The following is a 26,964-nucleotide window of genomic DNA, read 5'->3' as shown; positions in this document are numbered from 1 at the left end:
AATTACGGATAGGTTTAAGACCACTCGGTCTATACGCTATAGTGTCCAACATCAACAGACCCTTTTGCGAAAGGACTATGAACTTATGAGCCTGCGCGTCGCCGTAGTTGGAGCCGGCCCAGCCGGCATTTACGCCTCCGACCTGCTAATCCGCAACGAAGAGCACGACATCCACGTCGACCTCTTCGAGCAGATGCCCGCCCCCTTCGGCCTGATCCGTTACGGCGTGGCACCCGACCACCCGCGAATCAAAGGCATTGTGAAGTCCCTGCACAACGTGCTGGACAAGGACAAACTGCGCCTGATCGCCAACGTCACCGTCGGCCGCGACATCACCATCGACGACCTGCGCGACTACTACGACGCCGTGGTCATCTCCACCGGCGCGGTGCGCGACCGCGAGCTACTCATCCCGGGCGGCGACAAGTCCATCGGCGCCGGCGAGTTCGTCGGCTTCTACGACGGCAACCCCCGCTTCGAGCGCAACTGGAACCTCGAAGCCAAGGAAGTCGCCGTCGTCGGCGTGGGCAACGTGGCGCTCGACGTCTCCCGCATCCTGGCCAAGACCGGCGACGAGCTCACCGTCACCGAAATCCCGGACAACGTCTACGAGTCCCTGAAGAACAACAAGGCCGAAACCGTGCACATGTTCGGCCGCCGCGGCCCCGCCCAGGCGAAGTTCACTCCGAAGGAGCTGCGCGAGCTCGACGAGTCCGACACCATCCAGGTGCTCGTGGACCCCGAGGACATCGACTACGACGAACTGTCCGAGCAGGTCCGCCGCTCCGACAAGTCCATCGACCTGAACTGCCAGGTGCTGGAGCAGTACGCCATGCGCGAGCCGGACGACGCGCCGCACAAGATCCACATCCACTTCTTCGAGGAGCCGGTGGAGGTGCTTACCGAAGGTGACGCGATTGTGGGCATCCGCACCGAGCGCCAGGAACTCGACGGCAACGGCGGCATCCGCGGCACCGGCAAGTTCACCGACTGGCCGGTCCAGCAGGTCTACCACGCCGTGGGCTACCGCTCCGAGCCGGTCGAGGGCGTGCCGTTCGACCTCGAGCGCCACGTCATCCCCAACGACGGCGGCCGCGTCCTGGTCACCGCCGAGGAAGGCGCCGCGCCGGAGGACAAGCTCTACGTCACCGGCTGGATCAAGCGCGGACCCGTGGGCCTGATCGGCAACACCAAGTCCGACGCCAAGGAAACCACCGACATGCTCATCGCCGACGCGGACGCCGGCAAACTCGCCGCGCCAACCCACACCGGCGCCGACGACATCTTCGACCTGCTCCGCGAGCGCGGCGTGGACTACGCCACCTGGGAAGGCTGGTACAAGCTCGACGAGGCCGAGCGCGCGCTCGGGGCCGCCGACGCCAACTTCCCGCGCGAGCGCAAGAAGATCGTGGAGTGGGAGGACATGCTCGGCCACTCCCGCTTCCAGGGCTAGGCGCTGGCGTCCGCTGCGCGGCCTGCCCGTAAACGCCGATATCGGCATCTAGCCTGACCGCCTATCCGCGACCTGGGCTTTTGCAGCGGCGCGCCCTGTAAACGCCGATATCGGCGTTTAGGCAGCAGCGGTATCGCAGCTGAGGCCCCACAGGTCTAAGATTGCCCCGATAAAAGAGAGGGGCACTCATGGATCTCATCCGCCTCACCGCGCACTTTGGCAAGCGGTACAGCGGCAAGATCGCGTTAGTTGTCGTGCTGCAGCTGATCACCACCCTGGCCACGCTGTATCTACCGGACTTGAACGCGGATATCATCAACAACGGCGTCGCCAACGCCGACGTGCCGTATATCTGGCGCGTCGGCGGGATCATGCTCGTCGTCGCGCTTGTGCAGCTTGCGGCGGCTGTATGCGCGTTCTGGTTCGCCTCGCAGGTGGCCATGAACACGGGCCGCGACATCCGCAAGGCGGTCTACGACCGGGTCTCCAGCTTCGACAGCGAGGACATGGGCCACTTCGGCACCGCCACCCTGATCACGCGCGGGACGAACGACGTCCAGCAGGTGCAGATGACGTTCCTGCTGTTCCTCAACTTCATGGTCGCAGCACCGATTATGGCCATCGGCGGCATCATCATGGCGCTGCGCCAGGACGCGGGCATGTCGTGGCTGGTGGTCACAGCGGTGCTGGTCCTCACCATCGTCGTGGGCATCATCGCCGCCATCCTGATGCCGCTGTTCAAGCAGATGCAGGCGAAGCTGGACGCGATCAACGGCTTACTGCGTGAGCAGATCGCCGGCATCCGCGTGGTCCGCGCGTTCGGCCGCGAGGGCTACGAGGCGGACCGTTTCCACGGCGCAAACACGGACTTGAGCAAGCTCAGCCTGAACATCGGCCGCGTGTTCGTGACCATGTTCCCGGTGATCATGCTCATCATGAACCTCGCCACCGCCGCGGTGCTGTGGTTCGGCGGCCACCGAGTGGACGAGGGCCTGGTGGAGGTCGGTTCGCTCACCGCGTTCATGCAGTACCTGATGCAGATTCTCATGGCGGTGATGATGGGTGTGTTCATGCTCATGATGCTGCCGCGCGCGATCGTCTGTGCGGACCGCGTGGACGAGGTGCTCGGGTATGAGGCGGGTGCGGGGGCGACCGGAGGGGCGTCGATAGGCGAAGGTGTCGTGCGCTTCGAAAATGTCTCCTACACGTACCCCGGTGCGGAGCAGCCGGTGCTGGAAGAGATCTCGTTTGAAGCGCGCCCGGGAACCACGACCGCGATCATTGGCTCAACGGGCGCCGGCAAGACCACGCTGGTGGGGCTGCTGCCAAGGCTGTACTCCCCCACGTCGGGGCGCGTGCTTATCGACGGCCATCCGGTCACCGACCTCGACCGCGCGAGCCTGGTCACGGCTGCCGGCATGGTCCCGCAGAAACCGTGGCTGTTCTCGGGCACCGTGGCGACGAACCTGCGGATGGGCAACCCCGACGCGACCGACGATGAGCTGTGGGCGGCGCTGCGAGTCGCGCAGGCCAGCTTCGTTGACGACCTGGATATGCCGATCGCCCAGGGAGGCACCAACGTCTCCGGCGGGCAGCGCCAGCGCCTGTGCATCGCGCGCATGCTGGTGGCGGACCCGAAGGTGTACATCTTCGACGACTCGTTCAGCGCACTCGACGCGACCACCGAGGCGAACCTCAACGCCGCGATGCGCGATGTGGTGAAGAACCGCACCGTAATCGTGGTGGCGCAGAAGGTATCCTCGATCCGGCACGCGGACCAGATTCTGGTGATGGAGGCCGGGCGCATCGTCGCGCGCGGCACGCACGACGAGCTGCTGGAAACCAGCAACACCTACCGGGAAATTGAACGCAGCCAGGCAGAGGTCGACGCATGAGCAACCAGCACGGAGCCGAGCTGACAGACGACCAGCTCGCCGAATACGAAGAGAAGATGGCCGGCGACGACTTCTCCAACAAGGCACCGCGCAAGGCCAAACAGTTTTGGCCGTCCGCGAAGCGCCTGCTGGGGTTGCTCGCGCCATACAAGATGGCGCTCACGGCGGTGTTTGTCATGAACGCCGTCTCCGTGGTGCTAGCCGTGTACGCCCCGCGCGTGATGGGCCGGGCCATGGACGTGATCTTCTCCGGCGTGATGTCCAGGCACATGCCCGCCGGGATGAGCAAGGAGCAGGCGATCGAGGGCATGCGCGCCGCCGGTCAGGACCGGTTCGCGGACATGGCCTCGGCGATGGACTTGCACCCCGGGTCCGGCATCGACTTCGACCGCCTGCGCGAACTGATCGTCGCAGTGCTTGCGCTGTACGTGGTGTCGGCGCTGCTCATGTGGGCCCAGGGCGCCATCTTGAACAAGCTGTCCATCCGGGCGGTGTTCGACCTGCGCGAGCGGGTCGAAGCGAAGCTGAACCGTCTGCCGCTGAGCTACTTCGACACCCGGCAGCGCGGCGACGTGATGAGCCGCACCACCAACGACGTGGACAACGTGCAGCAAGCGCTGCAGCAGTCCCTGTCCTCGCTGTTCAACGCGGTGATCACCATCGTGGGCATCCTGGTGATGATGTTCGCCATTTCCTGGCAGCTGGCACTGGTCGCCCTGCTGGCCCTGCCGCTGACCGGCCTGGTCATGGGCCTGGTGGGCACGCGCAGCCAAAAGCAGTTCATCACCCAGTGGAAGGCTACCGGCGACGTCAACGGGCACGTGGAGGAATCCTTCTCCGGCCACGACGTCGCGGTCATCTTCGGCCGCACCGAGGCGTTGCGCCGCACCTTCGACGAGCGCAACGAGGAGCTTGCGGGTGCGGCGCAGAAGGCGCAGTTCTTGGCCAACTCGATGCACCCGATCATGCAGTTCATCTCCTACCTGTCCTACGTGGCCATCGCGGTCCTCGGCGGGGTGAAGGTAGCCTCGGGCAGGCTCACGCTCGGCGACGCCACCGCGTTTATCCAGTACTCCCGCCAGTTCAACCAGCCGCTGGGCGAGATCGCCGGCATGATGCAGATGCTGCAGTCCGGCGTGGCGTCCGCGGAGCGCGTCTTCGAGCTTCTCGACGCTGAAGAGGAACCCGAATACCAGCCCCAAGCCCGCATGGACGGCCGTGCCGAAGGCCTGGTGGAGTTCCGCGATGTGTCCTTCTCCTACACCGACGAGCCTTTGATTCAGGACCTGAACCTGCGGGTGGAGCCGGGCCAGACCGCCGCGATCGTCGGCCCCACCGGCGCCGGCAAGACCACGCTGGTGAACCTGATCATGCGCTTCTACGACGTCGAATCCGGCGCGATCACCCTCGACGGCACGGACATCCGGGATCTTTCCCGCGAGGACCTGCGCAGCCAGATCGGCATGGTGCTGCAAGACGCAGTGCTGTTCAAGGGCACGATCATGGACAACATCCGCTACGGCCGCCTGGACGCCACCGACGAGGAGGTCATTGAGGCGGCGAAGGCCACCTACGTGGACCGCTTCGTGCGCTCGCTGCCGGACGGCTACGACACGGAAGTCGACCAGGACGGCGGATCCGTATCCGCGGGCGAGCGCCAGCTAATCACCATAGCGCGCGCGTTCCTGTCGCAGCCGTCGCTGTTGATCCTGGACGAGGCGACCTCGTCTGTGGACACCCGCACCGAGGTGCTGGTCCAAGACGCGATGAACGCGCTGCGGTCCAACCGCACCTCTTTTGTCATCGCGCACCGCCTGTCCACCATCCGGGACGCGGACGTGATTGTGGTGATGGAAGACGGCAGAATTGAGGAGCAAGGTTCGCATGCGGAGCTCGTCGCAAAGCAAGGTGCGTACTGGCGCCTGCACCAATCCCAGTTCAGCGACTAGCTGACAGTAAATTCACACGTTTCCCAAATGTTCACCTCGTGGACACCGTTCCATTAACGCGGTGTCCATACGGTGTCGGGCACACCTGTGTCAGCTACCTGATTGGGAAACGATGAAACGCGAAGAAACCGGCGGATCTTCCGTCGCCGTGGCCGACAACACCGGCCGCACCGCAGAAGACGAGAACACGAACCTCGACGACCTCGATGTGGACGACGACAACGAGCGCAAGGACCCGCTCGGCTTCCTCCCCCTCGACGGCAAGGCCAAGCAGATTGCCAACTGGATCGCCGTGATCATCGGCGTCTGGGTCCTGCTCAACGGCGTGGGCATGATCGGCGACGGCTTCAAAGGCATCGCCGGCGACCGCGCCGAGGAACTGTTCTCCTTCGCCGAGAACCCGTTCGTGGGCCTGGCCATCGGCATCGTCGCCACCGCGATCATCCAGTCCTCCTCCACCACCACCTCGATCGTGGTTGGCATGATCGCCGGCGGCCTGCCGCTGAACATCGCGATCCCGATGCTCTTCGGCGCCAACATGGGCACCTCCGTGACCTCCACACTGGTCGCCCTTGGCTTGGCCGGCAACAAGAAGCAGTTCCAGCAGGGTTTCTCGATGGCCACCGTGCACGACTTCTTCAACCTCATCGCCATCCTGATCTTCTTCCCGCTGGAAATGTTCACCGGCTTTTTGGGCAAGACTGCGACCGCGATTGCGCCGTCGCTGTCCGGCTCCGGAGAGGGCGTGCTGGCCGGCATCTTCGAGTCCATCGGCGACTTCATCGACGCCATCACCGAGCCGCTGGTCGGTCTGGCAGGCAGCCTGGTCGAGCCGCTCGGCGACGTCTGGGGCGGCGTAGTCCTGGCCGTGCTGGGCATTGCGCTGATCCTGTTTTCCATCCAGTTCATCGGCAACATCCTCAACGCGCTTCTGGTGGGCAAGGCCCAGAACATCCTCTACGCAGCGCTGGGCAAGAACGCGTTCATGGGCGTGCTCTCCGGTGCCGCCATCACCACCCTGGTGCAGTCCTCCTCCACCACCACCGCGCTGACGGTGCCGCTGGCCGCCTCCGGCAAGTTCAAGGTGCGCACCCTGTTCCCGTTCGTGGTCGGCGCCAACATCGGCACCACCGTCACCGGCCTGATCGCCGCGTTCTCCGCCTCCGGCGCCGAAGCCGAAGCCGCGATGGCCGGTGCCCTGGTGCACACGCTTTTCAACACCTTCGCCGCGATCCTGATCCTGGGTGTGCCGTTCCTGCGCAAGCTCCCGCCGGCAGGCTCCGACTGGCTCGCAGCCCTGGCGACGAAGAACAAGCTCTACGTCTTCGCGTGGATCGGCGGCGTGTTCTTCATCATCCCGATCCTGGCCGTGTTCATCTCCAACGCACTCTCCTAAGGAGCCCCTCAATGACCACTCCCGAGAACCCGACCAACGCTGAAAACACCCCTGGCGAGACCCCCGACCTGTCCCCACTGGCGAAGGACCTGATTAACCGCGAAGCCCCCGACGCCGAGCTGTACGCGCTGCTGCACGAGCTGGAAGAAACCGCAGATGAGCTGCGCAGCGAGCTGCAGGCACGCCTGGGCAACCGCGCCAAGCTGGAAGGCGAGCAGGCCCGCGCCCACCGCAAGATCAACCCGAACGTCACCCCGGAGCAGGAGGAAGAGCTGAAGCACTTCCCCGAGTACTGGGCAAACTCCAAGGGCTCCTGGAGCAACCTGTTCAAACTGCTGCGCGAACTGCGCATCGAGATGCGGGAGGGCAAGGGTAATGCGTAAACGACTCACCGCCACCGTCGCTTTGGCCGCCGTCGCCGCACTGGCCGTCGGCTGCGGCAACGACACCACCCCGGGCGATAACGCCATCAAGGTCACCGGCTCCTCCACCGTCGAGCCGATCACCAACTACATGGCCAACCGCTACGACTTCGACGTGGACATCGACGCAGTCGGCTCCACCGACGGCTTCGAAGCGTTCTGCGCGGGCGAGGCCGACATCAACGACGCCTCCGTGGCCATTCCCGGCGACGGCGCTGACGTGGACTACCAGAAACAGTGCGCCGACGCCGGCGTGAACTTCATCGAGCTGCCCATCGCGCTCGACGCCATCACGCTGGTCAAGCACCGCGACAACGACTGGGCCGAGGACCTGACCATCCAGCAGCTGCACGACATCTGGGCGAAAGACTCCGCGGTGACCAAGTGGTCGGATATCGACCCGTCCTGGCCCGACGAGGAAATCACCCTTTACGGCCGCCCGGACGGCTCCGGCACCCTGGGCGTGTTCGAGCAGCTCGTGCTGGATGGCGACGAGATCCGCGAGGACTACCAGGCCACCGACGACATCCAGGAGCTGTCTAAGTGGGTCTCCGAGGACGTCAACGGCTTGAGCTTCATGGGCATCGGCAACTACCTGGCCACCGAGGACCCGACGCGCAACCGCATCGATAACGTGCTTGTCGACGGCGTCGCCCCGACCGCCGATGAGGCAAAGAGCGGTAACTACCCGCTGGCGCGCCCGCTGTTCATCTACGTCAACGAGGACTCCGCCAAGCGCGACGACGTCAACGAGTTCGTCACCACTTACCTGGACAAGGTCGAAGCCGTGCTGCCGCGCGTGTACTTCTACCAGCTGCAGGAAGACGAGTACGACAAGTCGAAGCAGCGCTACGAGGACCGCGAAACCGGCGCTGACGAGCGCTGGCAGTAAGCCACCTTCACTGCTTTCCACCGCGCCCCGGACATGCACGACAGCCGTCCGGGGCGTTACTATATGCGGCGTGAGCACCCCCTACGGCAACTTCAGAATCGGTGACCAGGAGCGCATGGACGCCATGGACACCCTCGGCCGCGCACTCGGCGAGGGCCGGCTCAATATGGGCGAGTTCGACGACCGCTGCCGCCGCGTCGCCGAGGCACAGGTCCACTCAGATCTCGAGCCGATTTTGGGGGATCTGCCGCCGCAGCCGACCGGAGGTGCCGTCGAGAGGCAAGAAGTGCACTCGGGCGATGTGTTTTACAGCGGCCGCGAAATCATGCAGGCGCGCCGCTCCGGCAAGCGCATGCGCGCAGGCACCTTCTGGCTGGGCACCGTGGGCGCGTTCGGGCTGACCGCTGTGCACCCGGTCTTCCTGCTGATCATCCCCACCCTGTTCATCCTGCTGTACATCATGAAAGTCGGCCCCGACTCCTGGTACACCCCCAGCCTGCGGCAGCTGGAGCAGCAGCGCCGCCAAGAGATCAAGCGCCGCCAGCTGGAGATCGAATCCGCCAAGGCACACCAGCAGGCCATGATGCGGGTGCAGCGCAAGGATCAGTTCAACCAGCTGACCTCCGATGCGCTCGATGTCGCGCAAAACACGATAAACCGCTTCCGCAAGAACTAAAGAGGCCTACAGTGGAGTGGCATGAGTGAGCCACTGCAAAAGCACCGCCATTTCGACCAAGCGGACAAGCTGAAAAACGTCTTCTACGACATCCGCGGGCCCGTGACCGCCACCGCGGAGAAGATGGAGCGCGACGGCCACACCATCTTGAAGCTCAACACGGGCAACCCGGCCGTCTTCGGCTTTGAGGCGCCGGACGTGATCATGCGCGACATGATTGCCAACCTGCCCACCTCCCAGGGCTACACCACCTCCAAGGGCATCACCTCGGCACGCCGCGCGGTGGTCACGCGCTACGAGATGATCGACGGCTTCCCACCCTTCGACATCGACGATGTCTACCTGGGCAACGGCGTGTCCGAGCTGATCAGCATGACCACCCAGGCGCTGCTCAACGACGGCGACGAAATCCTCATCCCCGCCCCCGACTATCCGCTGTGGACCGCCGCGTCCACGCTCGCAGGCGGCAAAGTCGTGCACTACATGTGCGACGAGGAGGACGACTGGAACCCGTCGCTCGAGGACATCCGGGAGAAAGTCACCGACCGCACCAAGGCGATCGTGGTGATCAACCCCAACAATCCCACCGGCGCCGTGTACTCGCGCGAAGTGCTCGAAGGCATCGCCGACATCGCCCGCGAGCACGAGCTCATGGTGCTCTCCGACGAGATCTACGATCGCGTACTTTACGACGGAGCTTCGCACATCTCCATGGCAGAAGTCGCCCCCGACCTTTTGTGCATCACCTTCAACGGGCTGTCCAAGGCCTACCGGGTGTGCGGCTACCGCGCCGGCTGGATGGTTGTCACCGGTCCCCGTCGCAGAGCTCAAGGCTTCATCGAAGGCCTGGACCTTTTGAGCGGCACGCGGTTGTGCGCGAACGTGCCTGGCCAGCACGCCATCCAGGTGGCCCTTGGCGGGCGGCAGTCCATCTACGAGCTCACCGCCGAGGGCGGACGCCTGCACAAGCAGCGCAACGTGGCAGTGCGGAAGCTCCGCGAGATCCCCGGTGTGTCCGTGGTGGAGCCAAAGGGTGCGCTGTACTGCTTCCCCAAGATCGACGCGGAGATGTACAACATCCACGACGACGAGAAGTTCATGCTGGACCTGCTCAAATCCGAGAAGATCCTGATGGTCCAGGGCACCGGCTTCAACTACCCCACCCCGGACCACTTCCGCGTGGTCACCCTGCCGTGGGCATCGCAGCTGGAAAACGCCATCGAGCGCCTGGGCAACTTCCTGGCGGACTACCACCAGCACTAGGGGTTCGTCCTACGGCAAGGTCTCGATGGCGACTTCGCGGGTGAGACCTATTCGCGCACAGAAATCCTCGTCATGGCTGACCAGGACGATCGCACCGGCGTAGCTGTCCAGTGCGGAGACGAGCCAGTCCACTGTGGAAATGTCGATATTGTTGGTGGGCTCGTCGAGAAGCAATAGCTTCGGGGCTGGGTGAGAAAGCAGGATACGGGCGAGCTCAACGCGGAATCGCTCCCCGCCGGACAGCGTGCCAACGGGGGCGTGCACGGTGTCGTTCTGAAACAGCAGCTGCGCAAGTTGGTCGCGGATATACTGCGGCTCTGCCTCGAGGTTGGTTTGCGTCACCAGCTCCAGCACCGTCAGCTCTGGGTTGAGCGTAATGCGCTGGCGAAGGTAACCCACGTCGTCAATGACGTAGCCTGCCTGCCCACTCGCGATGGAGTTGAGCAGCGTAGTCTTGCCGCTTCCGTTAGGACCGGTAATGCGCACCCGCTCGGAACCTACGACTGTCAGTCCGGGAATGTCCAAGACCCGGGTACCATTGGGCAGCTCGGTGCCGGGCAAATCGATAAAGACAGCTTGATCATCGCGGACTTTTTCCTGGGCTTTGTTGTAGGCGGCGAGCGCGCCCTCCACCGCCCCTGCGTGGGCCGACCCCCGTCTCGCCGCAGTCTTTTCAGACCTGTCCTTGTCCAATCCCATCGCCATGCCGGGCTTGCGCTTCGAGGCGGCGAACTTCTTTCCACGGCGCGCATCCCGATCGATGCGTGTCTGCATCGCTTCCCGCTCCTTGACCTGCTTGCGGTGGTTCGCTTTTGCGTCCCTCACCCCGCGTATCGCTGATTCCTGCTCCTGTGCGAGCGTCTCCTTGTATGCGGAAAAGTTGCCGGAGAACATTCGCAGCCGGCCGTCGTGCAGCTCAGCAATTTCGGTGGCGCTCTGCAGCAAGTCGCGGTCATGACTAGCGACGAGCACAGGTACCGACGCCGCCTCCAGCTCCCGTATGAGCTGCTCTTTCGCGTGGTGGTCGAGGTTGTTGGTTGGCTCATCCAAGACGACGAAGTCGGGGTTGCCGGAGAACAACGCGGCCAACGCTACCCGGACTGTTTCACCGCCGGAAAGCGTATCCAGGGTTCTATCCAAAGGTAGGTCGAGTCCGTGCGCGGACAGGGTGGCGGTGATCTCTGCGGCGATATCCCACCGGTCACCGATGGTTTCAAACAGCTGGGGATCGAACTCCCCGGCCTCCACCGATGCAATTGCGTTGAGGATTTCAGTGGCCTCAAAAACATCAGCCACGGTGTCGTCCGCCCGCAGCGTGAGGTCCTGCGGTAAGTACGCGATGTTCGCGGGGCGTTCCACCGAACCGCCCGTCGGTTCGAGCTGACCGAGGATGACCTTGATCAGAGAGGATTTACCGGATCCATTATCACCGATTAACCCGGTAAGCCGACTATCAAATACGGCGTTCAGGCCTTCAAGGCACGTGGTTCCATTGGGCCACTCGAGGGAAATGTTGTTCAGGGAAATAGGCATGCTCATCTGTCTTTCTGGTTCGTGTTATGCGGAAACACGGAACGTGAGCACTGCCTACTCCTTCCCTCGGGGACGCGGTCTGTTCAGAAACTACGGTGAACCAGTGTGCGTGTCAAGCACTTTGCGTCCAATAAGTGACCAGACATGACGCTGATCTGCTAGTTCGACTGCGAATGCCTCGCGAGCGAACTAGCAGATCAAGTGTCCAACTTTATGTTTTCCCAGGTGATATTGAAACACAGTGTCAATATCAGGGCGATCTGCTAGCTACCCTGCGAACCCTTAAATGGCCAACTAGCAGATCCGCGGGCCGGGAGAGCCGACTGGGTACGGGTGGGCCGCCGCGAGAGCAGCCCCATACGCACTACGCCACGGGGCGGAACGTATCCGGGGAGGCGGCTTTCCAGTCGGGGGCCCAGGCCGAGGGGGCGTCTTCAAGCAATTGCCCCGGGCGGAGCCACTCGTAGATGGAGGCGTAGGAGCGCGACTCCGTCGGCGAGACGCTGCGGCGCAGCATGTCGGGGCGCAGCTCCGACGGATCCGAGACGCCCATGGAGGCCATGAGGCGCACGGCGGTGCTGACGGTGGTCTTGTGGAAGTTGTAGACCGCCTTCGATTTGTCCTCCACCACGATGGCGCGGTTGCGTCGCGGGTCCTGGGTGGCCACGCCCGTCGGGCATTCGCCGGTGTGGCAGCGCTGCGCCTGGATGCAGCCGGTGGCCATCATCATGGCGCGGGCGGAGTTGGTGTAGTCCGCGCCCTGAATCATGCGCATGACAATGTCGGAGCCACCGGCGACTTTGCCGGAGGCGCCGATCTTGATCTGGTCGCGCAATCCGGTGCCCACAAGCGCGTTGTGCATCAGCATCAGGCCGTGGGTCAGGGGCATGCCCATGTGGTCCTCGAAGTCGATGGGTGCGGCACCGGTGCCGCCCTCGGAGCCGTCCACGACGATGAAGTCGGGTGCGGTGCCGACCTCGCGGATGGCCTTGCAGATGGCGAGCACTTCTCTGCGGCTGCTGACGCACATCTTGAACCCCGCCGGCTTGCCGCCGGAAAGCTCGCGCATCTGCGCGATGAACTCGATGAGCTCGACCGGGGTGCTGAACACGCGGTGGCCGGCCGGGCTGATGCAGTCCACGCCCATGGGCACGCCGCGGATCTCCGAGACTTCCTTGGTGATCTTGTCCGCCGGCAGCACGCCGCCGATGCCCGGCTTGGCGCCCTGGCTGAGCTTCAGCTCCACCATCTTGACCTGGTCGTCCTGGGCCTTGTCGCGGAACTTGGCGGGGTCGAAGCCGCCGTCTTCGGTGCGGGCGCCGAAGTAGCCGGTGCCCATCTGCCAGATCAGGTCACCGCCGTTTTCCTTGTGGTACGGAGAGATACCGCCCTCGCCGGTGTTGTGGGCGAACCCGCCCATGGCCGCGCCCTTGTTCAGGGAGCGCACCGCGTTTTTGGACAGCGAGCCGAAACTCATCGAGGACACGTTCAGCATGGAGATGGAGTACGGCTGGGTGCAGTCCTTGCCGCCGACGAGTGCGCGCGGCGGCTCGGCCGGCTCCTCCACCGGCGCGATGGAGTGCACGAGGTGCTCGTGGTTGGCGTCGTAGACATCCTGGACGGTGCCGAACGACGTCTCGCTCTGCTTGCCCTTCGCGCGCTCGTAGATGGCGTTGCGCTGGTCGCGGTTGAAGGGGCGGCCGTCCCAGTCACGTTCGATGAAGTACTGGCGCAGCTCCGGACCGATGTCCGTGAGCAGGTAGCGCATGTGTCCCAACACTGGGTAGTTGCGCAGGATCGGGTATCTGGTTTGCGTGAGGTCGTGAATGGCGACGCCACCCAGCGCCGCCGCGGCAGCGCCCAGGGCGCCCTTGGCAAATGTTCCTCGCTTCTCCTTGGACATGCGGACCATCATGCCCTACCCGACCAGAAATACTAAGACGGGCACACCCTGCAGGTATGCCCGAATTAGGTACTACGAAACTACTGCTTGGAGCTGCCCCTTACAGGCTCCGACCGAGGGCACGGATCTGCCAGCCGGCGTTCTGCCAGTCGGTGACGTTGAGGACGTTTCGCCCGTCGATGAGCAGTTGCTTGTCGACGTGCTCCGCCGCCCACCGCGGGTCCATCTCCTTGAACTCCTGCCACTCGGTGGCGAGGATGACCAGCTCCGCACCGCGAAGTGCGTCCTCGAGGCTGGTGGCGTAGTCGAGGGTGGGGAACACCTTGCGGGCGTTGTCCATGCCCTGCGGGTCGTAGACGCGCACACTTGCGCCGGCAAGCGAAAGCTGGCCCGCCACAGCAAGTGCGGGCGAGTCGCGCACGTCGTCCGAGTTCGGCTTGAACGCCGCGCCGAGCACGGTGATGTTGCGGCCGATGACGCTGCCGAGCTCCTCGCGCGCCAAGTCGGTCACGCGCTGGCGGCGGCGCATGTTGATCGCGTCGACCTCACGCAGGAACGTCAGTGCCTGGTCGGCGCCGACCTCGCCGGCGCGCGCCATGAACGCGCGGATGTCCTTGGGCAGGCACCCTCCGCCGAAACCGAGACCTGCGCCGAGGAACTTCCGCCCGATGCGGTCGTCGTAGCCGATCGCATCGGCCAGCTGGGTCACGTCCGCGCCGACGTTCTCGCAGACCTCGGACACGGCGTTGATAAACGAGATCTTCGTGGCGAGGAACGCGTTGGCGGAGACTTTCACCAGCTCCGCGGTCTGCAAATCCGTCACGATGAACGGGGTGTCATTTTCCAGCGGGGTGGCGTAGACCTCGCGGGCGATCTCCTCCGCGCGGGAGTTCTCGGCGCGGTGGCCCAACACGATGCGGTCCGGCTCGATGGTGTCTTTGACTGCGTAACCCTCGCGGAGGAACTCCGGGTTCCAGGCGATCTCCACGGTCGCTTTGTTGCCGTTGGCGGCGAGAGCGTCGGCGCGCTCCTGCAGCGCGGCGGCGGTGCCGACCGGCACGGTGGACTTGCCCAAAATCAGGTGCTCGCCTTCCAGCTGGGGCACCAGGTCGTCGATCACGGCCTCGACGTAGCGGGTATCGGCAGCGTAGGAGCCGCGCTGCTGCGGGGTGCCAACCCCGATGAAGTGCACGCGGCCGAAGGCGGCGGCTTCGGCGTAGTCCGTCGTAAAGCTCAGGCGCCCCGCCTCGATGTTGCGCTCCAGAACCTCGGGCAGGCCCGGCTCGTAAAACGGCACCTTGGAGTTCTTCAGCGCCTCGATCTTGGTTTCGTCAACGTCTACGCCCAGCACCTCGTGGCCGAGTTCAGCCATGCACGCCGCATGCGTCGCGCCAAGGTAACCAGTGCCAATCACAGTCATCCGCATAAGTGGCCATTATGCCGTGGAGCGGCGAGGTCGGCAGGGTGAAGAACGGGAAGGCAAGCACACAGCTTATTCCCATTTATTTGCCAGGCGATAACACGGTGTCGAGCGTGACAACGGTAACTTAGTCACGTCCCTACAACAGGTTCAAGGAGTCTCTATGAGGAAGCTAGCTTCTGCGGTTCTTGTAACCGCACTCGGTTTCACCCAACTGATCGCACCAGCCCACGGACAAGAAAACGCCGTGACGGTCGCAGAGGCCAGTCCGACAGCGGAATTCGTGGCTGCCCCAACTAACACCCCGGACCCCAGTTTCACCGAAACGGTTGTCGGACCGTCACGGAAACCTGTGAAGGCAAGCGACGTGAAGTACAAACCCTCCGATATCAATCTCGTAATCAAGGGTGATACGTGCTTTATCGACACCCACAAAGTGGAGAGCTTCTTCGAAGACGTATACGGCCGGACATACCACAACGAGTTCTGGTCACCCCTGGAAGCAGAACACATGATCCCATACTTCGAAGAATTCCGGAAGGAGCAGGAGCAGGAGGGCATTTGGAGCAACTGGGAGCAGAAACGCACCCCGTTTAAGGAATACTTCTCGGACTTTGAAATCCAGATGGCAGAAGCCGAGATGAAGGCGCTTAAGGAGTGCGCGGCTTACACGGCACCAACCCCCACAACGACCGTGCTTAAGCCCGAGCCCGCGAAACAGAACAACACGCTTGCCATCATCGCGATCATCGTGTCTGCAATTAGCGCCGCCCTATCCGCGGTCAGCCTGGCCTTGCCCTTTTTCCCACAGTTGAAGCGCTAAACGCCTGGAAGGCTCGTCGATAGGCAAAAGCCCCTACTGGAAGTTCAGGTACGCCTTCGACGGGGTGGGGCCGCGCTGGCCCTGGTACTTCGAGCCGAGCTTGCCGGAGCCGTACGGGGTGTCCGCGGGCGAGGTCATGTTAAACAGCGCAAGCTGGCCGACCTTCATGCCCGGCCACAACACGATGGGCAGGTTGGCCACGTTAGACAGCTCCAAGGTGATGTGGCCGGAAAAGCCCGGGTCAATGAAACCCGCGGTGGAGTGCGTGAGCAGGCCCAAGCGGCCCAACGAGGACTTGCCCTCGAGGCGGCCGGCCAAGTCCGCGGGAAGAGTGAAGCACTCCAGGGTGGAGGCGAGCACGAACTCGCCGGGGTGCAGGACAAACGCGTCGCCGTCCGGCACCTCGACCAGCGTGGTCAGATCCGGCATCTCCTGCTTCGGGTCGATGTGCGTGTACTTCGAGTTGTTGAAAACGCGGAAGAACTTGTCAATGCGCACATCGATCGAGCTCGGCTGGATGAGCTCGGCATCGAACGGGTCGATACCGAGGTGGCCGGAGTCAATGGCATCGCGGATGTCGTGATCTGAAAGCAACACGAATCTAGAGTGTACTTCCCTGTTTTGGGCCGCGAATCCGTGGTGCTAAAGTTGGCAGAGCTGCCGGCGTAGTTTAGTGGTAGAACATCAGCTTCCCAAGCTGAGAGTGCGAGTTCGATTCTCGTCGCCGGCTCTCTTTTCTTTTTTTGGGGGGCTTCCTCGGATCTAGCTTTCTGTGGTGCACGGTGTCAGCGGCTTCTTGCTCAGCAATACCGCGCGGTACCTCCCATTCTCTGTTTTGAAGCGGAGGATGTTCCAATCCGGGTTGTACTCCTCCGCCAGCGCAAGTTCCTCGGGGTCGTGGTTGTAGCCGGTGACGTTCTCCTCCCCCACTGCACTGCGGAAACGGAAGGTGAGCTTCGTGCCGTCCTGCTCCGCCGCCTCGACGGGGAACCAGGAGTGCTTCAGGTTCATGGCGCGAAGCACCGGGATGTAGTGGTTTTTGTGGCCTTCGGCCTGCCTGTCGCACTCTTTGTAAGTGCATTCACGGCGTGCGGCCGGCTGCTTGGGCAGCGGGACAACGGCATCACCGACGCGGATCGCGCCCGCTTTTGGCGAGTAGTCGAACTTCGGGCCAGTGTTACCCACGAAACGGGCCGCTTCCATCGGGCTGTCGAACTTTGCGACGACACTTTCGCCCGTCTCATCGAGCGTGAACGCGAACGCAGTTCCGCTCATGTGGGCCAGGGTGGCAGGGGTCCAGTCGGTGGGCATGTTGGACATGTCGTTCAAGTCGGAAGACATGGTTAATCTCCTTTGAGAATCGCACTTCCGGCGCGGCGGTTGCACGTGCCGGCGGATCTTCCCCCGGGGGCACCGTGCGCGATATGCGCGGTTGCCAGCCGACGAGCCGGGAGGCTTTTCCCTTGTGCAGGGTGCGTCGGACTTCGTGATCCAAACCAGGACAATAACAGACCGCTTGGTCTACTGCAAGTGGGGGCCGGAGGGCGTCGATAAGCAATATGCTCAAAGGGATGAAACTCAGCAGCGCGATGATGACACTGGCGGTCGGCTACGGGGCGGTGCGCGGGCTGCAAAACCGCCCGCCGATGCCGTTCAACGACCGAAATTTTAAGCCCACACACCCCACGCCGGTGATGTACGTGCACGGGATCAACTCGCGCACCGCGGCGTTTGAGTCGAACGCCCAAAGGCTGAAAGAACAGGGGTTTTGGGTCTGGGGCTACGACTACGGCGACATGATCGCGCCCGGATTCTTCGGCGCGGGCGACCTGAATTCGATCGTGGGCGACGTGGAGGAGCACGTGGACCGTGTGCTGCGAAAAACCGGCGCGGAGCAGGTGGACATTGTGGCGCACTCGCAGGGCGCGCTGATGACCAAGCTGTTCATTTCGCGCGGGGGCGCGGAGAAGGTGCGGCGCGTGGTGGCGATGGGCGGCAACTTCCACGGCACCGACTTCCGGGGGCTGGCCGGACAGATGGGCGCGTTCGCCGCAAACCACCCGCACTTCACCGCCCTATTCGCCCCGGGGGCAGCACAGCAGCTCGCCGGTTCCGCCTGGTTACGCGAGTTTTTGAGCGGCCCGGACACCGTGCCGGGAATCACGTACACCTCCATCTACTCACCGGCAGACACGGTGGTTACGCCCGCCTCCGCGTCGATGCTGGAGGCGGTCCCGGGCGCGGACGTGGCGAACATCGACTCCGGGCAGTGGTACGACGGCTACGCGCCCTACCACGCGCTCATGCCACGCGACCCGCTGTACGCGGACCTCACCGTGTGGGGGTTGCTGCGCGAGATGGGCGACCATGTGCCACCTTCACAATTTGAGTGAGCACCTTTTGCTTATCGACGTGCTAAAGTCGCTGGCCGTTTAGGGATACTCGAACATGTGTTTGGCTTTGCGGCGGTCGTGTCGGAGGCGTGTCGTAGCGTATGCATTGTTCATTCGTTGACAGCGCGTACCTGAAGGGAGGGATCCGCCCATGACCACGGTAATTGACCACCACGTGGACCAGCTCGTCGATAGTCTGAAGGCGCTCGAGGCGCTCATGATGCAGCCCGAATCCCTCCACCTTTTATCCACGCACCAGGCCATGGAGCGGCTGCACGCGGCGCTGCCGCTGCTGTCCAACGCGAACATCGCGTTTGCTCACCTGTGCGAGCGCGACGGGGCGGGCCGGCTGGTCGGCGCGAACCACCCGGTGGAGTACCTGACCAAGCAGCTCGGGCTCCCACGCGCCGACGCCTTTAGCCTGCTCAACCAGGCGAAGACGATGTTCGGCGAGGTCGAGGTGCCCACCCCACCCTCGGACCCGCTGATGGACGAAGAAGAGCGCGAGAAGCAGGCCGAGGAAGAAGAGCGCCGCAAAGAGGAAGCGCGCAAGGCCAAGGAGCGCGCGCGGAAGGCGGCGGCGAAGGCCAACGCGGAGAAGAAGCGCATCATTGAGCGGGCACTAATGCAGCTCAACGAACACTCGGACCCGGGCCGCGACGAGATCTACGCGCAGGCGCTCGAGGCGGCGGAGACGATGTCCGCGGAAGAGCTGCGGAAGCACGTGAACACACTGGTCAAACGCGCCAACCGCAAGGGCAGGGACTACGAGGGCAACAAGGACCCGCTCGCCGCGTTTAAGAAGCGCACCATGATCTTCGGCGAGGAGGACAGCGACGGCGGTTCCTGGGGACAGATCTACTTCGACAAAGCCAGCCGCGCCGCGTTCGAGGCCGCGCTGGCCGCCGGCGAGTCGCCCGGGGCGAACCTGCCGCCCGGCGCCGAGGACAAGCGCACCCGCGGGCAGCGGCGGTTCGACCAACTCATGGACATTGTCGGCAACCACGCGAACTCCTCCACCGCGGCGCGCAAGGGCATCGGAACCGTGGTGATGACGCTGACGCTGGAAGACCTCATGGGGGCGGACGCGTACACCGAGTTCGCCACCAACACCTCGGTGTCGTTGACCGCGTTGGACATAGTCCGGCTCGGGCTGGCAGGAGACTCCTTCGCCCTGCAGCTGGACTCGTGCACCGGGGTCCCGCTATCCCTCGGGCGGGCGCGGTTGGCCAGCGTGGAGCAGAAGCTGGTGCTTTTGGCCATGCAGCAGGTGTGCGCCTGGACCGGGTGCACCAAGCCAGGCGTGGAACTGGAAGCCCACCACATCCAGTCGTACCTGCACGGTGGGCTCACAGACCTGGAAAACCTCGTCCTCCTGTGCCGCGAGCACCACATGTGCAACAACGACAACAGGGACGGCGCCGGTGGCAAGGGTCACTTCGAGAAAGATCCCACCACCTGGGACGTCACCCACCACCCCGCCGACGGCGGGCCACCAACACCAACCACGACACGTCAGTACCAAGACTCTCCTGGTCAGAGGACTATCAGGCGGGTGCGGAAGAAATACCCCGCGTTCGACGACCCACCGAACCAGACAACCACCGACCCGCCGTTATTCGACATCGGCGATGGGTCCAGGGCCGGCCCCGACCGGGGCGGCAACATAGCGTGAGAGTTGGACGCGCGGCGGTTTGGTGCCGCGCGGGTGTGGGGTGCGTGACGGTTCGTACGCTAACCGCTAACCGCAGCGCACGATCGGCTGCGGGTCGTACACCGTGGTCTGGGTTTCCCGGCTGAGCTCGTTTCCGGCGAGGTCGTAGATGATGCGGGTGTCGGAGGTAGTGAAACCAGGCGCGCCCGAAGACGGCGCACAGTTCGAGCCGGAGACGTTCACCGGCTGCGGCTGCGTCTGCGCCCACCGGCCACCGTTGACAGACTCGACGGTCACGGTCTTGACGCCCATCAGGCTCACCGTGACCTCCCCGCCGCCGACGCTGGTGGAGATGCGCACCGGGTGCGGACTGTCGTTGCGGAACTGCAGGTCGATAGCGCCCTCATACACGGTCGCCTCGCGGCCGGCTGGGTAGCGGGAGATGTAATAGGAGTGCGGCATGTGCGCCACATCCGTCATGCCGGCGAAGTAGGAGGCGTTGTACAAGGTGGTGGCGAACTGGGAGATGCCGCCGCCGACCGCGGTGTCCGCGCGCCCGTTGAGGATGATGCCGGACTCCACGTACCCCTGAGCGGGGCCGCGCGGGCCGGTGTAGCCGTTCAGGGAGAAGGTCTCGCCCGGGTTCACGATCGCACCGTTGACGGTCTGGGCCACCAGCGCAATGTTGGTGCCGGACGCACCCGAGTAGCCACTGGTGGTGAACGAGCCGACCACGTCGTTGAAGGTCGCGTTTTGCGCCTGTTCAGTGGTGAACTGCGCGGGCACGTCCTTGTACACCGCGTCCCAGGCGCGGGGCTCGTCGCCGGTCAAGCGTTTTTCAAAGCCCGCCAGGGTGGCGTCCCAGTCCACCACGGAGCCGTCGACGGACGGTTCGACGCCGCCTCCGGCCAGGACGCGGGCGTTTTTGCCCTCCACCTCGGTCTCCGCGAGCTGGTCACCCAGGATGGTGCGCGTGGCATCCAGGTTCACGTCGGGTGTGATGCGGCCTTCCACCGCGGGGAACTGCACGATTTCGCCGATACGGTCCTGCGGCACGGCGGCGGCGACGCCGTCCTTGCCGGTGACCGTGACCGGGCCGTCCAGGGCGGCGCGCACGGGGCCGCCGAGCGCGGCCTTCATGGCGTCGTCGTTGATGGCGGGCTGCGTCTGCGACGGCTCCACTTCGACACCGTCCGGGTTGAGCCAGCCGGTGGTCACCTCGTCGCGCAGCGTGGCGCGGTCCACGTCCTGGCCGAGCTTCGGGTCGGTGGTTTCGGCCTTGCCGCCCTGCACACGGATAGTGCCGTCGACGGGGTCCACGTGCAGCTCGTCGGTCATGCGGTCGAGCTGGCTCCCCAGCGTTTTGTCGTCGACGGTCGGCACGACGTCCACCTCGCGGGTGGTGAACAGCCCGCGGAGGCGCTCGACGGGGTTCGCGGTCTCGATGCCGGCGTTGTCCACCGTGGCGTCGAAATCGATGCCCAGTCCGGCCTTGGCGGGGATGAACTCGGTTGCCTTCTCCCCCGCCTTGACTGGAACAGCCTTGGCTGCGACGCCGCCGAGTTCCGCCTGGAGCTTTTCGCGCGCCTCGTCCGGCGCCATCGCACCGATGTCCACGCCGCCAACCTGGGTGCCCCGTGGGACGTTGCCCCGGTGGGTGGCCAAGTCCGCCAGGTAGATCGCGAGCGCCACGGCGAGGATGCCCAAGAGCACGCCTAGCGTGATTTTGGCGCCGCGGCCCATCACTCCCTGCCCGCCCTTGGCGGTGCCTGCGCGTCCTTTCCTGTGCGAGGTCGCCTTTACCGTAGTCACGCGCCCCACAATAATGCAGATCTTTGATCTCTCATAGCCGGGGAAGCGCTACAAACCCACCTACAAGCCCGCCTACAACCCCACGTCGATGAGCTGCTGCTGCACCCTGGTTGCGGCCTCGTCCACTCGAGTTTCAGGGATATAGCCGTTGTGCACACACCACACGATGTGGTCGACGATGCCGGGCAGGTCCGCGCCGGAGGACCACAGCGCTTGGTCCGCCCCGGAGCCGATTGCCCTGGCCACGGCATCGCGGGTGGGAGCGTAGTCCAGGATGCCGCGCATGCCGGACAGGTCGTCGGTGACCACCGCACCTTCGAAGGGCACCCCACCTGGGTAGTCGCCGGTGCGCAGCAGCCGGTAGGTGTCCGGGTTCATGGAGCTGGGCACGCCGTCGGGGCCTAGGCCCGGCACGATCATGTGGCCCATCATCACGCTGGCGCGGGGGAACTGTTCCAGCAGCGGACCGTAGGGGCGCAGGTCAAGCTCGCGCATCTGGTCCAGCGGCGGGGTGACGGCCAGGTGGTGGTGCGTGTCCCCGGAGGCGCGCCCGTGGCCGGGAAAATGTTTGAACGTCGGGGTCACCCCGGCGTCGATAAGCCCCTGCGAGAACAGCCCGGCTACGCGCACGACCTCGTCGGGGTTGCCGTGGAAGGAACGGTCCCCCACGATGTCCAGGTTGGTCACGTCCAAGTCCAGCAGCGGTGCGTAGTCCACGTTGATGCCGTGGGCCCGCAGGGAGCGGCCGATGTCGTAGCCGGTGCCTCGGATCACCTCGGGCGGCTGCCCGGCGAGCGCGCGCGGCGGCATGAACTCGCCGAGCACCTGCGTGTGGCGCTGCACGCGGCCGCCCTCGAAGTCGATGGCCACGCTGAACGGGCGGTGATACTCGGCGCGCAGGGCGTTGATGTCGCGGCCCGCCTCAGTGAGCAGCGCCGGATCCGCCCAGCTGGGGATAATCAGCCCGCCGACACCCTGGTCCAGCGCGAACCGCGCCTGGTCGTAGTTGGCCACGCCGACCACCATGAGCGAGGCGACCTTTTGCCGCAGGTCGTCCGGCACGCGCTGCTGCGCCGGCGACAAGGGCGCGGGCGCGGCCGGGGGTGCGGAAGGCGGCGCCACCTCAGGGGCTTCTTGCTTGTCGACGTCCTCCCGGCCCGCCTCCGCAGTCTCCAAAACGGCCGACTCAGCAGCGTTGTCTTCGGGCTGTTCGGCGCATCCGGCGAAGCTGAACGCCGATAGGCACGCAAGTGCGAGCAACGCCGCACCTGTCCGAGCCCGCATGTACCTGTCCCCTTGTCAGCTGTTTCAAACCCTGTTTCAAACCACAGCCACTGTACCCGCTGCTGGTAGGCTTCTCCGACATGTCCCATCGCGTATTTGCCCTGCCGGCGTCGCTTGCCCGGCGCGCCACCGCGCCCGTTTTGGCCAGCACTGTCGTTGGTGTGGTGCTCGGTGCGGTGGGGGTGCTTGGCATCGCGTCCGTGTCCGGGCAATCGACGGTGCCGCAGGGTACTGCGGTGCCGGCGGATGAGGCGGTGCTGGGCGGGCCGGAGTACGGCTCGAGGAAGTAGGCGCTGGTGCGGGGGATGCGCGCGCACCTCGCAGGTTGGCTGGTCCTGCTTGCTGTTGTGCTTGCACAGCCGCCGGGGCAGGTCGCGGCGGACACCAAGTTCGACCTGGTTGCCGCCCCGGGGCGGTTTTTGCGCCGCGCTACCCACGCGTACACCGACGAGTTTCCGCTGGGCCAGGTGCAGAACCAGGCGTACGGCTACCTGTTCCCGCAGGGGCCGTTCTTCTTGGCGGGGGATCTGCTACATGTGCCGGATTGGTTGATCCAGCGCGCGTGGTGGTGGCTGTTGTTGTGCTTGGCATACTCCGGCACGCTCACGCTGGCGCGAAGAATAGGCGTCAAGGGCACCCTCCCGCAGGTCCTCGCGGCGGGGCTCTACGCGCTGAGCCCGCGCATCCTGACCACGCTCACCGCGATTTCTTCGGAGGCGTGGCCGGTGGCGCTCGTGCCGTGGACGCTGATCCCGCTGACGCGGCGCACCCCGCGGGTGGCGCCGGCGGTAGTGGCGGTTGCGTGCATGGGCGCGGTCAACGCCACCGCCACCATCGCCGCGTGCCTGCCAGCGTTCGTGCTGCTTATCGCGCGGCGCGCCTACGCAGCGGCCAGCAAGTTCGCCCTCGGGGCGGCGGCGGTGTCCGCGTGGTGGGTCGGGCCGCTTTTGGTGCTGGGCCGCTACTCCCCGCCGTTCACGGACTTCATCGAGTCCGCCGGTGTGACCACCGCGTGGCTCAATCCGGTGGAGATCCTGCGAGGCACCACGAGCTGGACGCCGTTCGTGGACACGGAGCGCGCCGCCGGTCACCTCTTGGTGGCGGAGCCGACGTTCGTCATCGCCACCTGCCTCGTCGCCGCGTTCGGGCTCGCGGGCTTGGCGCGCCGCGACATGCCGTGGCGCGGGCCGCTGCTTGCGGTGTTCGCGGTGGGGTTCTGGGTGCTCGGCTCGGCGCACATGAGCACCTCGCTTTACGACGGTGCTCTCGCCCCCTTCCGCAACCTGCACAAATTCGACCCGCTGGTCCACCTGCCGCTCGCGCTGGGCGCCGGGCATCTGGCCGCGAAGGTGAACCGTCCCAAGGCTGTCGGCATCACCCTTGCCGCCGTAGTGGCTGTGGCGCCGGCCTGGTCGTTGCGCCTGCTGCCGGAGGGCACCTGGAACGAGGTGTCGGAGGACTGGGTTGCCGCGGGCCAGTGGCTGGACGAGCACGCCGCGGGTACCCGCACGCTTGTGGTCCCGGCGGCGTCGTTTGCTCGCCAGACGTGGGGGTGGACGCGCGACGAGCCGATTCAGGCGCTGACCCAGGCGCGTTTCGCGTTCCGCGACGCGGTGCCGCTGGTGGACCCGGAGGCGATTCGGGGGTTGGAGGGGCAGGCGGAGCTCGTCGATAGGCAGGCGCTGCGTTCTGTAGGCGTGGGTGCCGTGGTGGTGCGCCGCGACCTGGAGCGGCAGCCGCGCACGCCGAATTTGGGTGAGCCGGACGCAAGCTTCGGCGAGGTGGATATCTTCCTGCTGGACCCGCACGCGGACGTGATGGCCACGGACCGCGAGCCGGTTGCTGTGGACGGCGGCGGCGAGGTGTTGCCGCTTATATGGCGCGAGCTCGGCTATTTCCCGGCGCGCCTGACCAGCGGGGACGCCGATGTGGTCACCGATACCCCGGCGCTTGCGGTGCGCAACTACGGCACAATCGACGGTCAGTCCGGCCGCCTCGCCGCCGAGTGGGAGGACGCCACGGTGCGCAACCGGGTGAAGGACTACCCGTCTGCCGGCACCCGCACCGCGGTGGCGGCCGACGGCTTCGCCCGAGCATCGTCCTCGGCCGCGGACGCCGGCGCGTTCGGCGGGCCCGACGCGTCGAAGTCGCTCACCTCCGCCTTCGACGGCCTCAACGAAACTGCCTGGTGGCCCGCCCCCGGCGACCGCGACGCCTGGATCGAGTTCCAAACCCAGCAGGAGCACGTCACGGTTACCGCCACCGCGGACACCACCGTCCAGCTGTGCGACGGGCACAGCAACTGCCGCAACGTCACCCTGGTCAAAGACCAGCCGCGCAGGCTCACCCGCGGCGACGCGACAATCCTGCGGCTGGCCGAACCCGTGGGCATCCGCGAGCTCGACGTGGGCGTCACGCGCATCGTCGAAGTGGAGGGCACCGCGGACCGCTACTTCTTCCAGCGCCACTTCCCCGAGCACAAGGTGATCCAGCGCCGCTTCACCACCGCTGAGGACGCCACGTGGCAGCTCAGCAAACCCGCCACCATCGACGGCGAGCGCCGCGTGGGCAGCGTGTTCCTCAAAGCCGGCTCCCACGAGCTGTTCACCCGCGCCGACACGGTCATGCTCTCCCGCGCGCCGCTGCCCGACCAGACCGGCGACCGGTTGATCCTGACCACCCGCGCGTTCAACGACGGGCTCCGCGCCGCCCTCGGCGGCACCGAGCTGGAGCCTATGCGTATCGACGCCGGCGCCCAAGCCTTCCGCATCCCTCCAGGAGCCGACGGCGAGTTCGAGATGCACTTCGCTGGCGAAGGTGCCTACCGCTACTCGCTGCTCTTCGGCGGCACGTTCAGCCTGCTCGTACTCGCCTACTGCCTGTGGGTGCCGTGGCGCCGCGAGGACGACACCCCGTACGGGCCGGACACCAACGCCAACTGGGCGCCGACCGTGGCCGTGATCGCCGCGTTCCCGTTCCAGGGCCTGGCAGCGACGGCACTCGCGTGGGTGGTGCGCCGCTTCACTGTCCTGCCGATGCACCGCGTCACGGCCGCCGCCATGGCCATCTGCGGGTTGGTGCTGGCGCGCGCCCCATGGCCGGCCGCCAACTACGCCGGTTCGTCCACTTTCTTGGTCGTGGCCGGCCTGTTCGCCGTGGCGTGTCTGACCAACCGCGCGCCGGGCACCTCCACCAACTCGTAGGAGATGTAAGCCACCGCGGTACTCGCCAGCGCGGTGGCCGCGTAGACCAGAACAAACCCGCCGGAGAACATCGGCACCCCGAGCACGGGGAAGACGAAGTACAACACCGCCATGTGCCACAAAAACACCGAGTAGGACCAGTGGCCCAAGGTGCGCATGACTTTCGACGACAGCACCGTGCCGCGCTGCCGCTGCCCCAGCGCGAACGGCGCCACGATAAGCGCCGCAAACACCGCACCGAGCAGCACCCGCACGTTGAACTCAGCCGGCGTCGGGTGCTCCAGCCCCCGCGGGCCAACCACCCCGCCGACCCAGGCCACCGGCAGCGCCAGCGCCGCCACCGGCCAGCGCGGCCCGGCGTAGCGCACGCCGGCGCGCTCCAGCTCCGCCAGCACGAGGCCCACCGCGAACCAGGGGGCGTACGACGGCGGCCAGATTTGCATGTTCACCACCGCCGGATCCGTCACCCCGGCCACTGCCCACGGCCACACCAGGCCCAGCACCACCGACCCCGCCAACGCCGCGTACCTTCCCCGCGATCCGAGGCGCAAATACAACGGCAGGACCAGGTAGAAGGCGGCTTCGACGCAGAGCGACCACATCTGGGTCAACCCGTCGATAAGCGAATGCGGGACGTAAATCTGCGCAAGCAGCACATTCGCCGCGACCTGGCTGGCAGTGACCCCTGCAAGCGGCGGTAGGGCGAGCAGCACCACGCCCACGCACACGAGGTACGCGGGCACAAGGCGCGCCACCCGCCGCGAGTAGTAGCCCTCGCGGGCCCCGCCGCGCGCCAGCAGGAACGCCGAAAGCGCGAAGAACACGGCCACGAAGTAGTCGAAGCGCTCCAGCACCGCAGATCCGGTGGCGGTTTGGAATGCGACGTGCGTGGCCACGATGCCGTAGGCGGCCACGGCGCGCAGGCCGTCGAGCTCGGGCAAAATGGCGGGTCTGTTCACGATGGCGCAAGTCTAGCCACCCGGTAGGGTGACA

Annotated in this window: 21 protein-coding genes, 1 tRNA gene and 1 riboswitch; of the genes, 14 read left to right on the top strand and 8 right to left on the bottom strand. The window is 65.3% G+C overall.

Annotated elements, in window-relative coordinates; all coding sequences use genetic code 11:
• The first annotated feature begins 85 nt into the window (after positions 1–85).
• From HMPREF3151_RS00475 to HMPREF3151_RS00440, 8 genes are all read left to right on the top strand, one after another.
• Positions 86–1,453 carry an FAD-dependent oxidoreductase gene (locus HMPREF3151_RS00475; protein WP_070472045.1) on the top strand — a complete coding sequence of 456 codons (1,368 nt, stop codon included), beginning with the start codon at positions 86–88 and terminating at the stop codon, positions 1,451–1,453.
• Between the two features lie 188 nt (positions 1,454–1,641).
• A complete protein-coding gene (locus HMPREF3151_RS00470) occupies positions 1,642–3,348 on the top strand; it encodes an ABC transporter ATP-binding protein (RefSeq protein WP_070472043.1) in 1,707 nt (568 codons plus the stop codon).
• A complete protein-coding gene (locus HMPREF3151_RS00465) occupies positions 3,345–5,297 on the top strand; it encodes an ABC transporter ATP-binding protein (protein WP_070472041.1) in 1,953 nt (650 codons plus the stop codon). Before HMPREF3151_RS00470 ends, HMPREF3151_RS00465 begins: the two co-directional genes overlap by 4 nt.
• A gap of 112 nt (positions 5,298–5,409) precedes the next feature.
• Positions 5,410–6,693 carry a Na/Pi symporter gene (locus HMPREF3151_RS00460; protein ID WP_083290087.1) on the top strand — a complete coding sequence of 428 codons (1,284 nt, stop codon included), beginning with the start codon at positions 5,410–5,412 and terminating at the stop codon, positions 6,691–6,693.
• An 11-nt stretch (positions 6,694–6,704) separates the two neighbouring features.
• Entirely contained in the window at positions 6,705–7,076 is a 372-nt protein-coding gene (locus HMPREF3151_RS00455; protein ID WP_070472039.1) for a hypothetical protein, read from the top strand.
• Complete coding sequence (locus HMPREF3151_RS00450) at positions 7,069–8,007, top strand: substrate-binding domain-containing protein (RefSeq protein ID WP_070472037.1); 939 nt, start codon at positions 7,069–7,071, stop codon at positions 8,005–8,007. The genes HMPREF3151_RS00455 and HMPREF3151_RS00450 overlap by 8 nt, the downstream gene beginning before the upstream one ends.
• A 70-nt stretch (positions 8,008–8,077) precedes the next feature.
• Positions 8,078–8,683, top strand: a complete 606-nt coding sequence (locus HMPREF3151_RS00445) for a DUF1707 SHOCT-like domain-containing protein (protein WP_070472035.1) — start codon at positions 8,078–8,080, stop codon at positions 8,681–8,683.
• A 21-nt stretch (positions 8,684–8,704) separates the two neighbouring features.
• Positions 8,705–9,946 carry a pyridoxal phosphate-dependent aminotransferase gene (locus HMPREF3151_RS00440; RefSeq protein ID WP_070472034.1) on the top strand — a complete coding sequence of 414 codons (1,242 nt, stop codon included), beginning with the start codon at positions 8,705–8,707 and terminating at the stop codon, positions 9,944–9,946.
• 9 nt (positions 9,947–9,955) lie between these two features.
• Here HMPREF3151_RS00440 and HMPREF3151_RS00435 read toward each other — a convergent pair whose 3' ends face one another.
• From HMPREF3151_RS00435 to HMPREF3151_RS00425, 3 genes are all read right to left on the bottom strand, one after another.
• On the bottom strand, positions 9,956–11,479 hold the full coding sequence (locus HMPREF3151_RS00435) for an ABC-F family ATP-binding cassette domain-containing protein (RefSeq protein ID WP_070472139.1): 1,524 nt from the start codon (positions 11,477–11,479) through the stop codon (positions 9,956–9,958).
• Positions 11,480–11,843: 364 nt separating this feature from the next.
• Positions 11,844–13,382, bottom strand: coding sequence for an FMN-binding glutamate synthase family protein (locus HMPREF3151_RS00430; RefSeq protein WP_246815158.1), 1,539 nt, complete (start codon positions 13,380–13,382; stop codon positions 11,844–11,846).
• 100 nt (positions 13,383–13,482) lie between these two features.
• Positions 13,483–14,808: a UDP-glucose dehydrogenase family protein gene (locus HMPREF3151_RS00425; RefSeq protein WP_070472031.1), complete on the bottom strand. Its 1,326-nt coding sequence runs from the start codon at positions 14,806–14,808 to the stop codon at positions 13,483–13,485.
• Positions 14,809–14,965: 157 nt separating this feature from the next.
• Between HMPREF3151_RS00425 and HMPREF3151_RS00420 the strand changes: the two genes are divergently transcribed.
• On the top strand, positions 14,966–15,625 hold the full coding sequence (locus HMPREF3151_RS00420; protein WP_070472029.1) for a hypothetical protein: 660 nt from the start codon (positions 14,966–14,968) through the stop codon (positions 15,623–15,625).
• A 33-nt stretch (positions 15,626–15,658) separates the two neighbouring features.
• On the opposite strand, the gene dcd is transcribed toward HMPREF3151_RS00420, so the two are convergent.
• A complete protein-coding gene (dcd, locus tag HMPREF3151_RS00415; protein ID WP_035000205.1) occupies positions 15,659–16,222 on the bottom strand; it encodes a dCTP deaminase in 564 nt (187 codons plus the stop codon).
• Between the two features lie 62 nt (positions 16,223–16,284).
• Here dcd and HMPREF3151_RS00410 point away from each other — a divergent pair.
• Positions 16,285–16,355 (top strand) — tRNA-Gly (locus tag HMPREF3151_RS00410).
• Positions 16,356–16,387: 32 nt separating this feature from the next.
• Here HMPREF3151_RS00410 and HMPREF3151_RS00405 read toward each other — a convergent pair.
• Complete coding sequence (locus HMPREF3151_RS00405; protein WP_070472027.1) at positions 16,388–16,966, bottom strand: hypothetical protein; 579 nt, start codon at positions 16,964–16,966, stop codon at positions 16,388–16,390.
• Between the two features lie 16 nt (positions 16,967–16,982).
• Positions 16,983–17,117, bottom strand: a riboswitch (SAM riboswitch).
• Between the two features lie 79 nt (positions 17,118–17,196).
• Here HMPREF3151_RS00405 and HMPREF3151_RS00400 point away from each other — a divergent pair.
• Together HMPREF3151_RS00400 and HMPREF3151_RS00395 are read left to right on the top strand one after the other, a co-directional pair.
• Complete coding sequence (locus HMPREF3151_RS00400; RefSeq protein WP_246815157.1) at positions 17,197–18,018, top strand: esterase/lipase family protein; 822 nt, start codon at positions 17,197–17,199, stop codon at positions 18,016–18,018.
• A 151-nt stretch (positions 18,019–18,169) separates the two neighbouring features.
• A complete protein-coding gene (locus HMPREF3151_RS00395) occupies positions 18,170–19,693 on the top strand; it encodes an HNH endonuclease signature motif containing protein (protein WP_070472025.1) in 1,524 nt (507 codons plus the stop codon).
• Positions 19,694–19,759: 66 nt separating this feature from the next.
• On the opposite strand, the gene HMPREF3151_RS00390 is transcribed toward HMPREF3151_RS00395, so the two are convergent.
• Positions 19,760–21,415: a VanW family protein gene (locus tag HMPREF3151_RS00390; RefSeq protein ID WP_070472024.1), complete on the bottom strand. Its 1,656-nt coding sequence runs from the start codon at positions 21,413–21,415 to the stop codon at positions 19,760–19,762.
• A gap of 141 nt (positions 21,416–21,556) precedes the next feature.
• Positions 21,557–22,768 (bottom strand): glycoside hydrolase family 3 N-terminal domain-containing protein, encoded by a 1,212-nt coding sequence (locus tag HMPREF3151_RS00385; RefSeq protein ID WP_070472022.1) that lies wholly within the window; start codon positions 22,766–22,768, stop codon positions 21,557–21,559.
• An 80-nt stretch (positions 22,769–22,848) separates the two neighbouring features.
• Here HMPREF3151_RS00385 and HMPREF3151_RS00380 point away from each other — a divergent pair, with 80 nt between their 5' ends.
• Both HMPREF3151_RS00380 and HMPREF3151_RS00375 read left to right on the top strand, forming a co-directional pair.
• Positions 22,849–23,058 carry a DUF2613 domain-containing protein gene (locus tag HMPREF3151_RS00380; protein ID WP_070472021.1) on the top strand — a complete coding sequence of 70 codons (210 nt, stop codon included), beginning with the start codon at positions 22,849–22,851 and terminating at the stop codon, positions 23,056–23,058.
• 15 nt (positions 23,059–23,073) lie between these two features.
• Entirely contained in the window at positions 23,074–25,971 is a 2,898-nt protein-coding gene (locus HMPREF3151_RS00375) for an alpha-(1->3)-arabinofuranosyltransferase domain-containing protein (protein ID WP_070472019.1), read from the top strand.
• On the opposite strand, the gene HMPREF3151_RS00370 is transcribed toward HMPREF3151_RS00375, so the two are convergent.
• On the bottom strand, positions 25,878–26,930 hold the full coding sequence (locus HMPREF3151_RS00370; protein WP_305764324.1) for an acyltransferase family protein: 1,053 nt from the start codon (positions 26,928–26,930) through the stop codon (positions 25,878–25,880). The genes HMPREF3151_RS00375 and HMPREF3151_RS00370 overlap by 94 nt on opposite strands.
• Between the last annotated feature and the right edge of the window lie 34 nt (positions 26,931–26,964).

This window comes from Corynebacterium sp. HMSC05H05 (assembly GCF_001807265.1).
Classification (GTDB): domain Bacteria; phylum Actinomycetota; class Actinomycetes; order Mycobacteriales; family Mycobacteriaceae; genus Corynebacterium.
Note: the sequence above shows the minus strand (reverse complement) of the source record. Positions and strands in the feature narration are given on the sequence as shown.

Excerpts from the sequence above, each read along its gene's own strand:
- HMPREF3151_RS00420 (WP_070472029.1), top strand. The coding sequence starts at position 14,966 with ATGAGGAAGCTAGCTTCTGCGGTTCTTGTAACCGCACTCGGTTTCACC.
- HMPREF3151_RS00405 (WP_070472027.1), bottom strand. The coding sequence starts at position 16,966 with ATGTCTTCCGACTTGAACGACATGTCCAACATGCCCACCGACTGGACC.
- HMPREF3151_RS00390 (WP_070472024.1), bottom strand. The coding sequence starts at position 21,415 with ATGGGCCGCGGCGCCAAAATCACGCTAGGCGTGCTCTTGGGCATCCTC.
- HMPREF3151_RS00385 (WP_070472022.1), bottom strand. The coding sequence starts at position 22,768 with ATGCGGGCTCGGACAGGTGCGGCGTTGCTCGCACTTGCGTGCCTATCG.
- HMPREF3151_RS00395 (WP_070472025.1), top strand. The coding sequence starts at position 18,170 with ATGACCACGGTAATTGACCACCACGTGGACCAGCTCGTCGATAGTCTG.
- HMPREF3151_RS00455 (WP_070472039.1), top strand. The coding sequence starts at position 6,705 with ATGACCACTCCCGAGAACCCGACCAACGCTGAAAACACCCCTGGCGAG.
- HMPREF3151_RS00440 (WP_070472034.1), top strand. The coding sequence starts at position 8,705 with ATGAGTGAGCCACTGCAAAAGCACCGCCATTTCGACCAAGCGGACAAG.
- HMPREF3151_RS00450 (WP_070472037.1), top strand. The coding sequence starts at position 7,069 with ATGCGTAAACGACTCACCGCCACCGTCGCTTTGGCCGCCGTCGCCGCA.
- HMPREF3151_RS00435 (WP_070472139.1), bottom strand. The coding sequence starts at position 11,479 with ATGCCTATTTCCCTGAACAACATTTCCCTCGAGTGGCCCAATGGAACC.
- HMPREF3151_RS00475 (WP_070472045.1), top strand. The coding sequence starts at position 86 with ATGAGCCTGCGCGTCGCCGTAGTTGGAGCCGGCCCAGCCGGCATTTAC.
- HMPREF3151_RS00465 (WP_070472041.1), top strand. The coding sequence starts at position 3,345 with ATGAGCAACCAGCACGGAGCCGAGCTGACAGACGACCAGCTCGCCGAA.
- HMPREF3151_RS00430 (WP_246815158.1), bottom strand. The coding sequence starts at position 13,382 with ATGTCCAAGGAGAAGCGAGGAACATTTGCCAAGGGCGCCCTGGGCGCT.
- HMPREF3151_RS00400 (WP_246815157.1), top strand. The coding sequence starts at position 17,197 with ATGAAACTCAGCAGCGCGATGATGACACTGGCGGTCGGCTACGGGGCG.
- HMPREF3151_RS00470 (WP_070472043.1), top strand. The coding sequence starts at position 1,642 with ATGGATCTCATCCGCCTCACCGCGCACTTTGGCAAGCGGTACAGCGGC.
- HMPREF3151_RS00425 (WP_070472031.1), bottom strand. The coding sequence starts at position 14,808 with ATGCGGATGACTGTGATTGGCACTGGTTACCTTGGCGCGACGCATGCG.
- HMPREF3151_RS00375 (WP_070472019.1), top strand. The coding sequence starts at position 23,074 with ATGCGCGCGCACCTCGCAGGTTGGCTGGTCCTGCTTGCTGTTGTGCTT.
- HMPREF3151_RS00460 (WP_083290087.1), top strand. The coding sequence starts at position 5,410 with ATGAAACGCGAAGAAACCGGCGGATCTTCCGTCGCCGTGGCCGACAAC.
- HMPREF3151_RS00380 (WP_070472021.1), top strand. The coding sequence starts at position 22,849 with ATGTCCCATCGCGTATTTGCCCTGCCGGCGTCGCTTGCCCGGCGCGCC.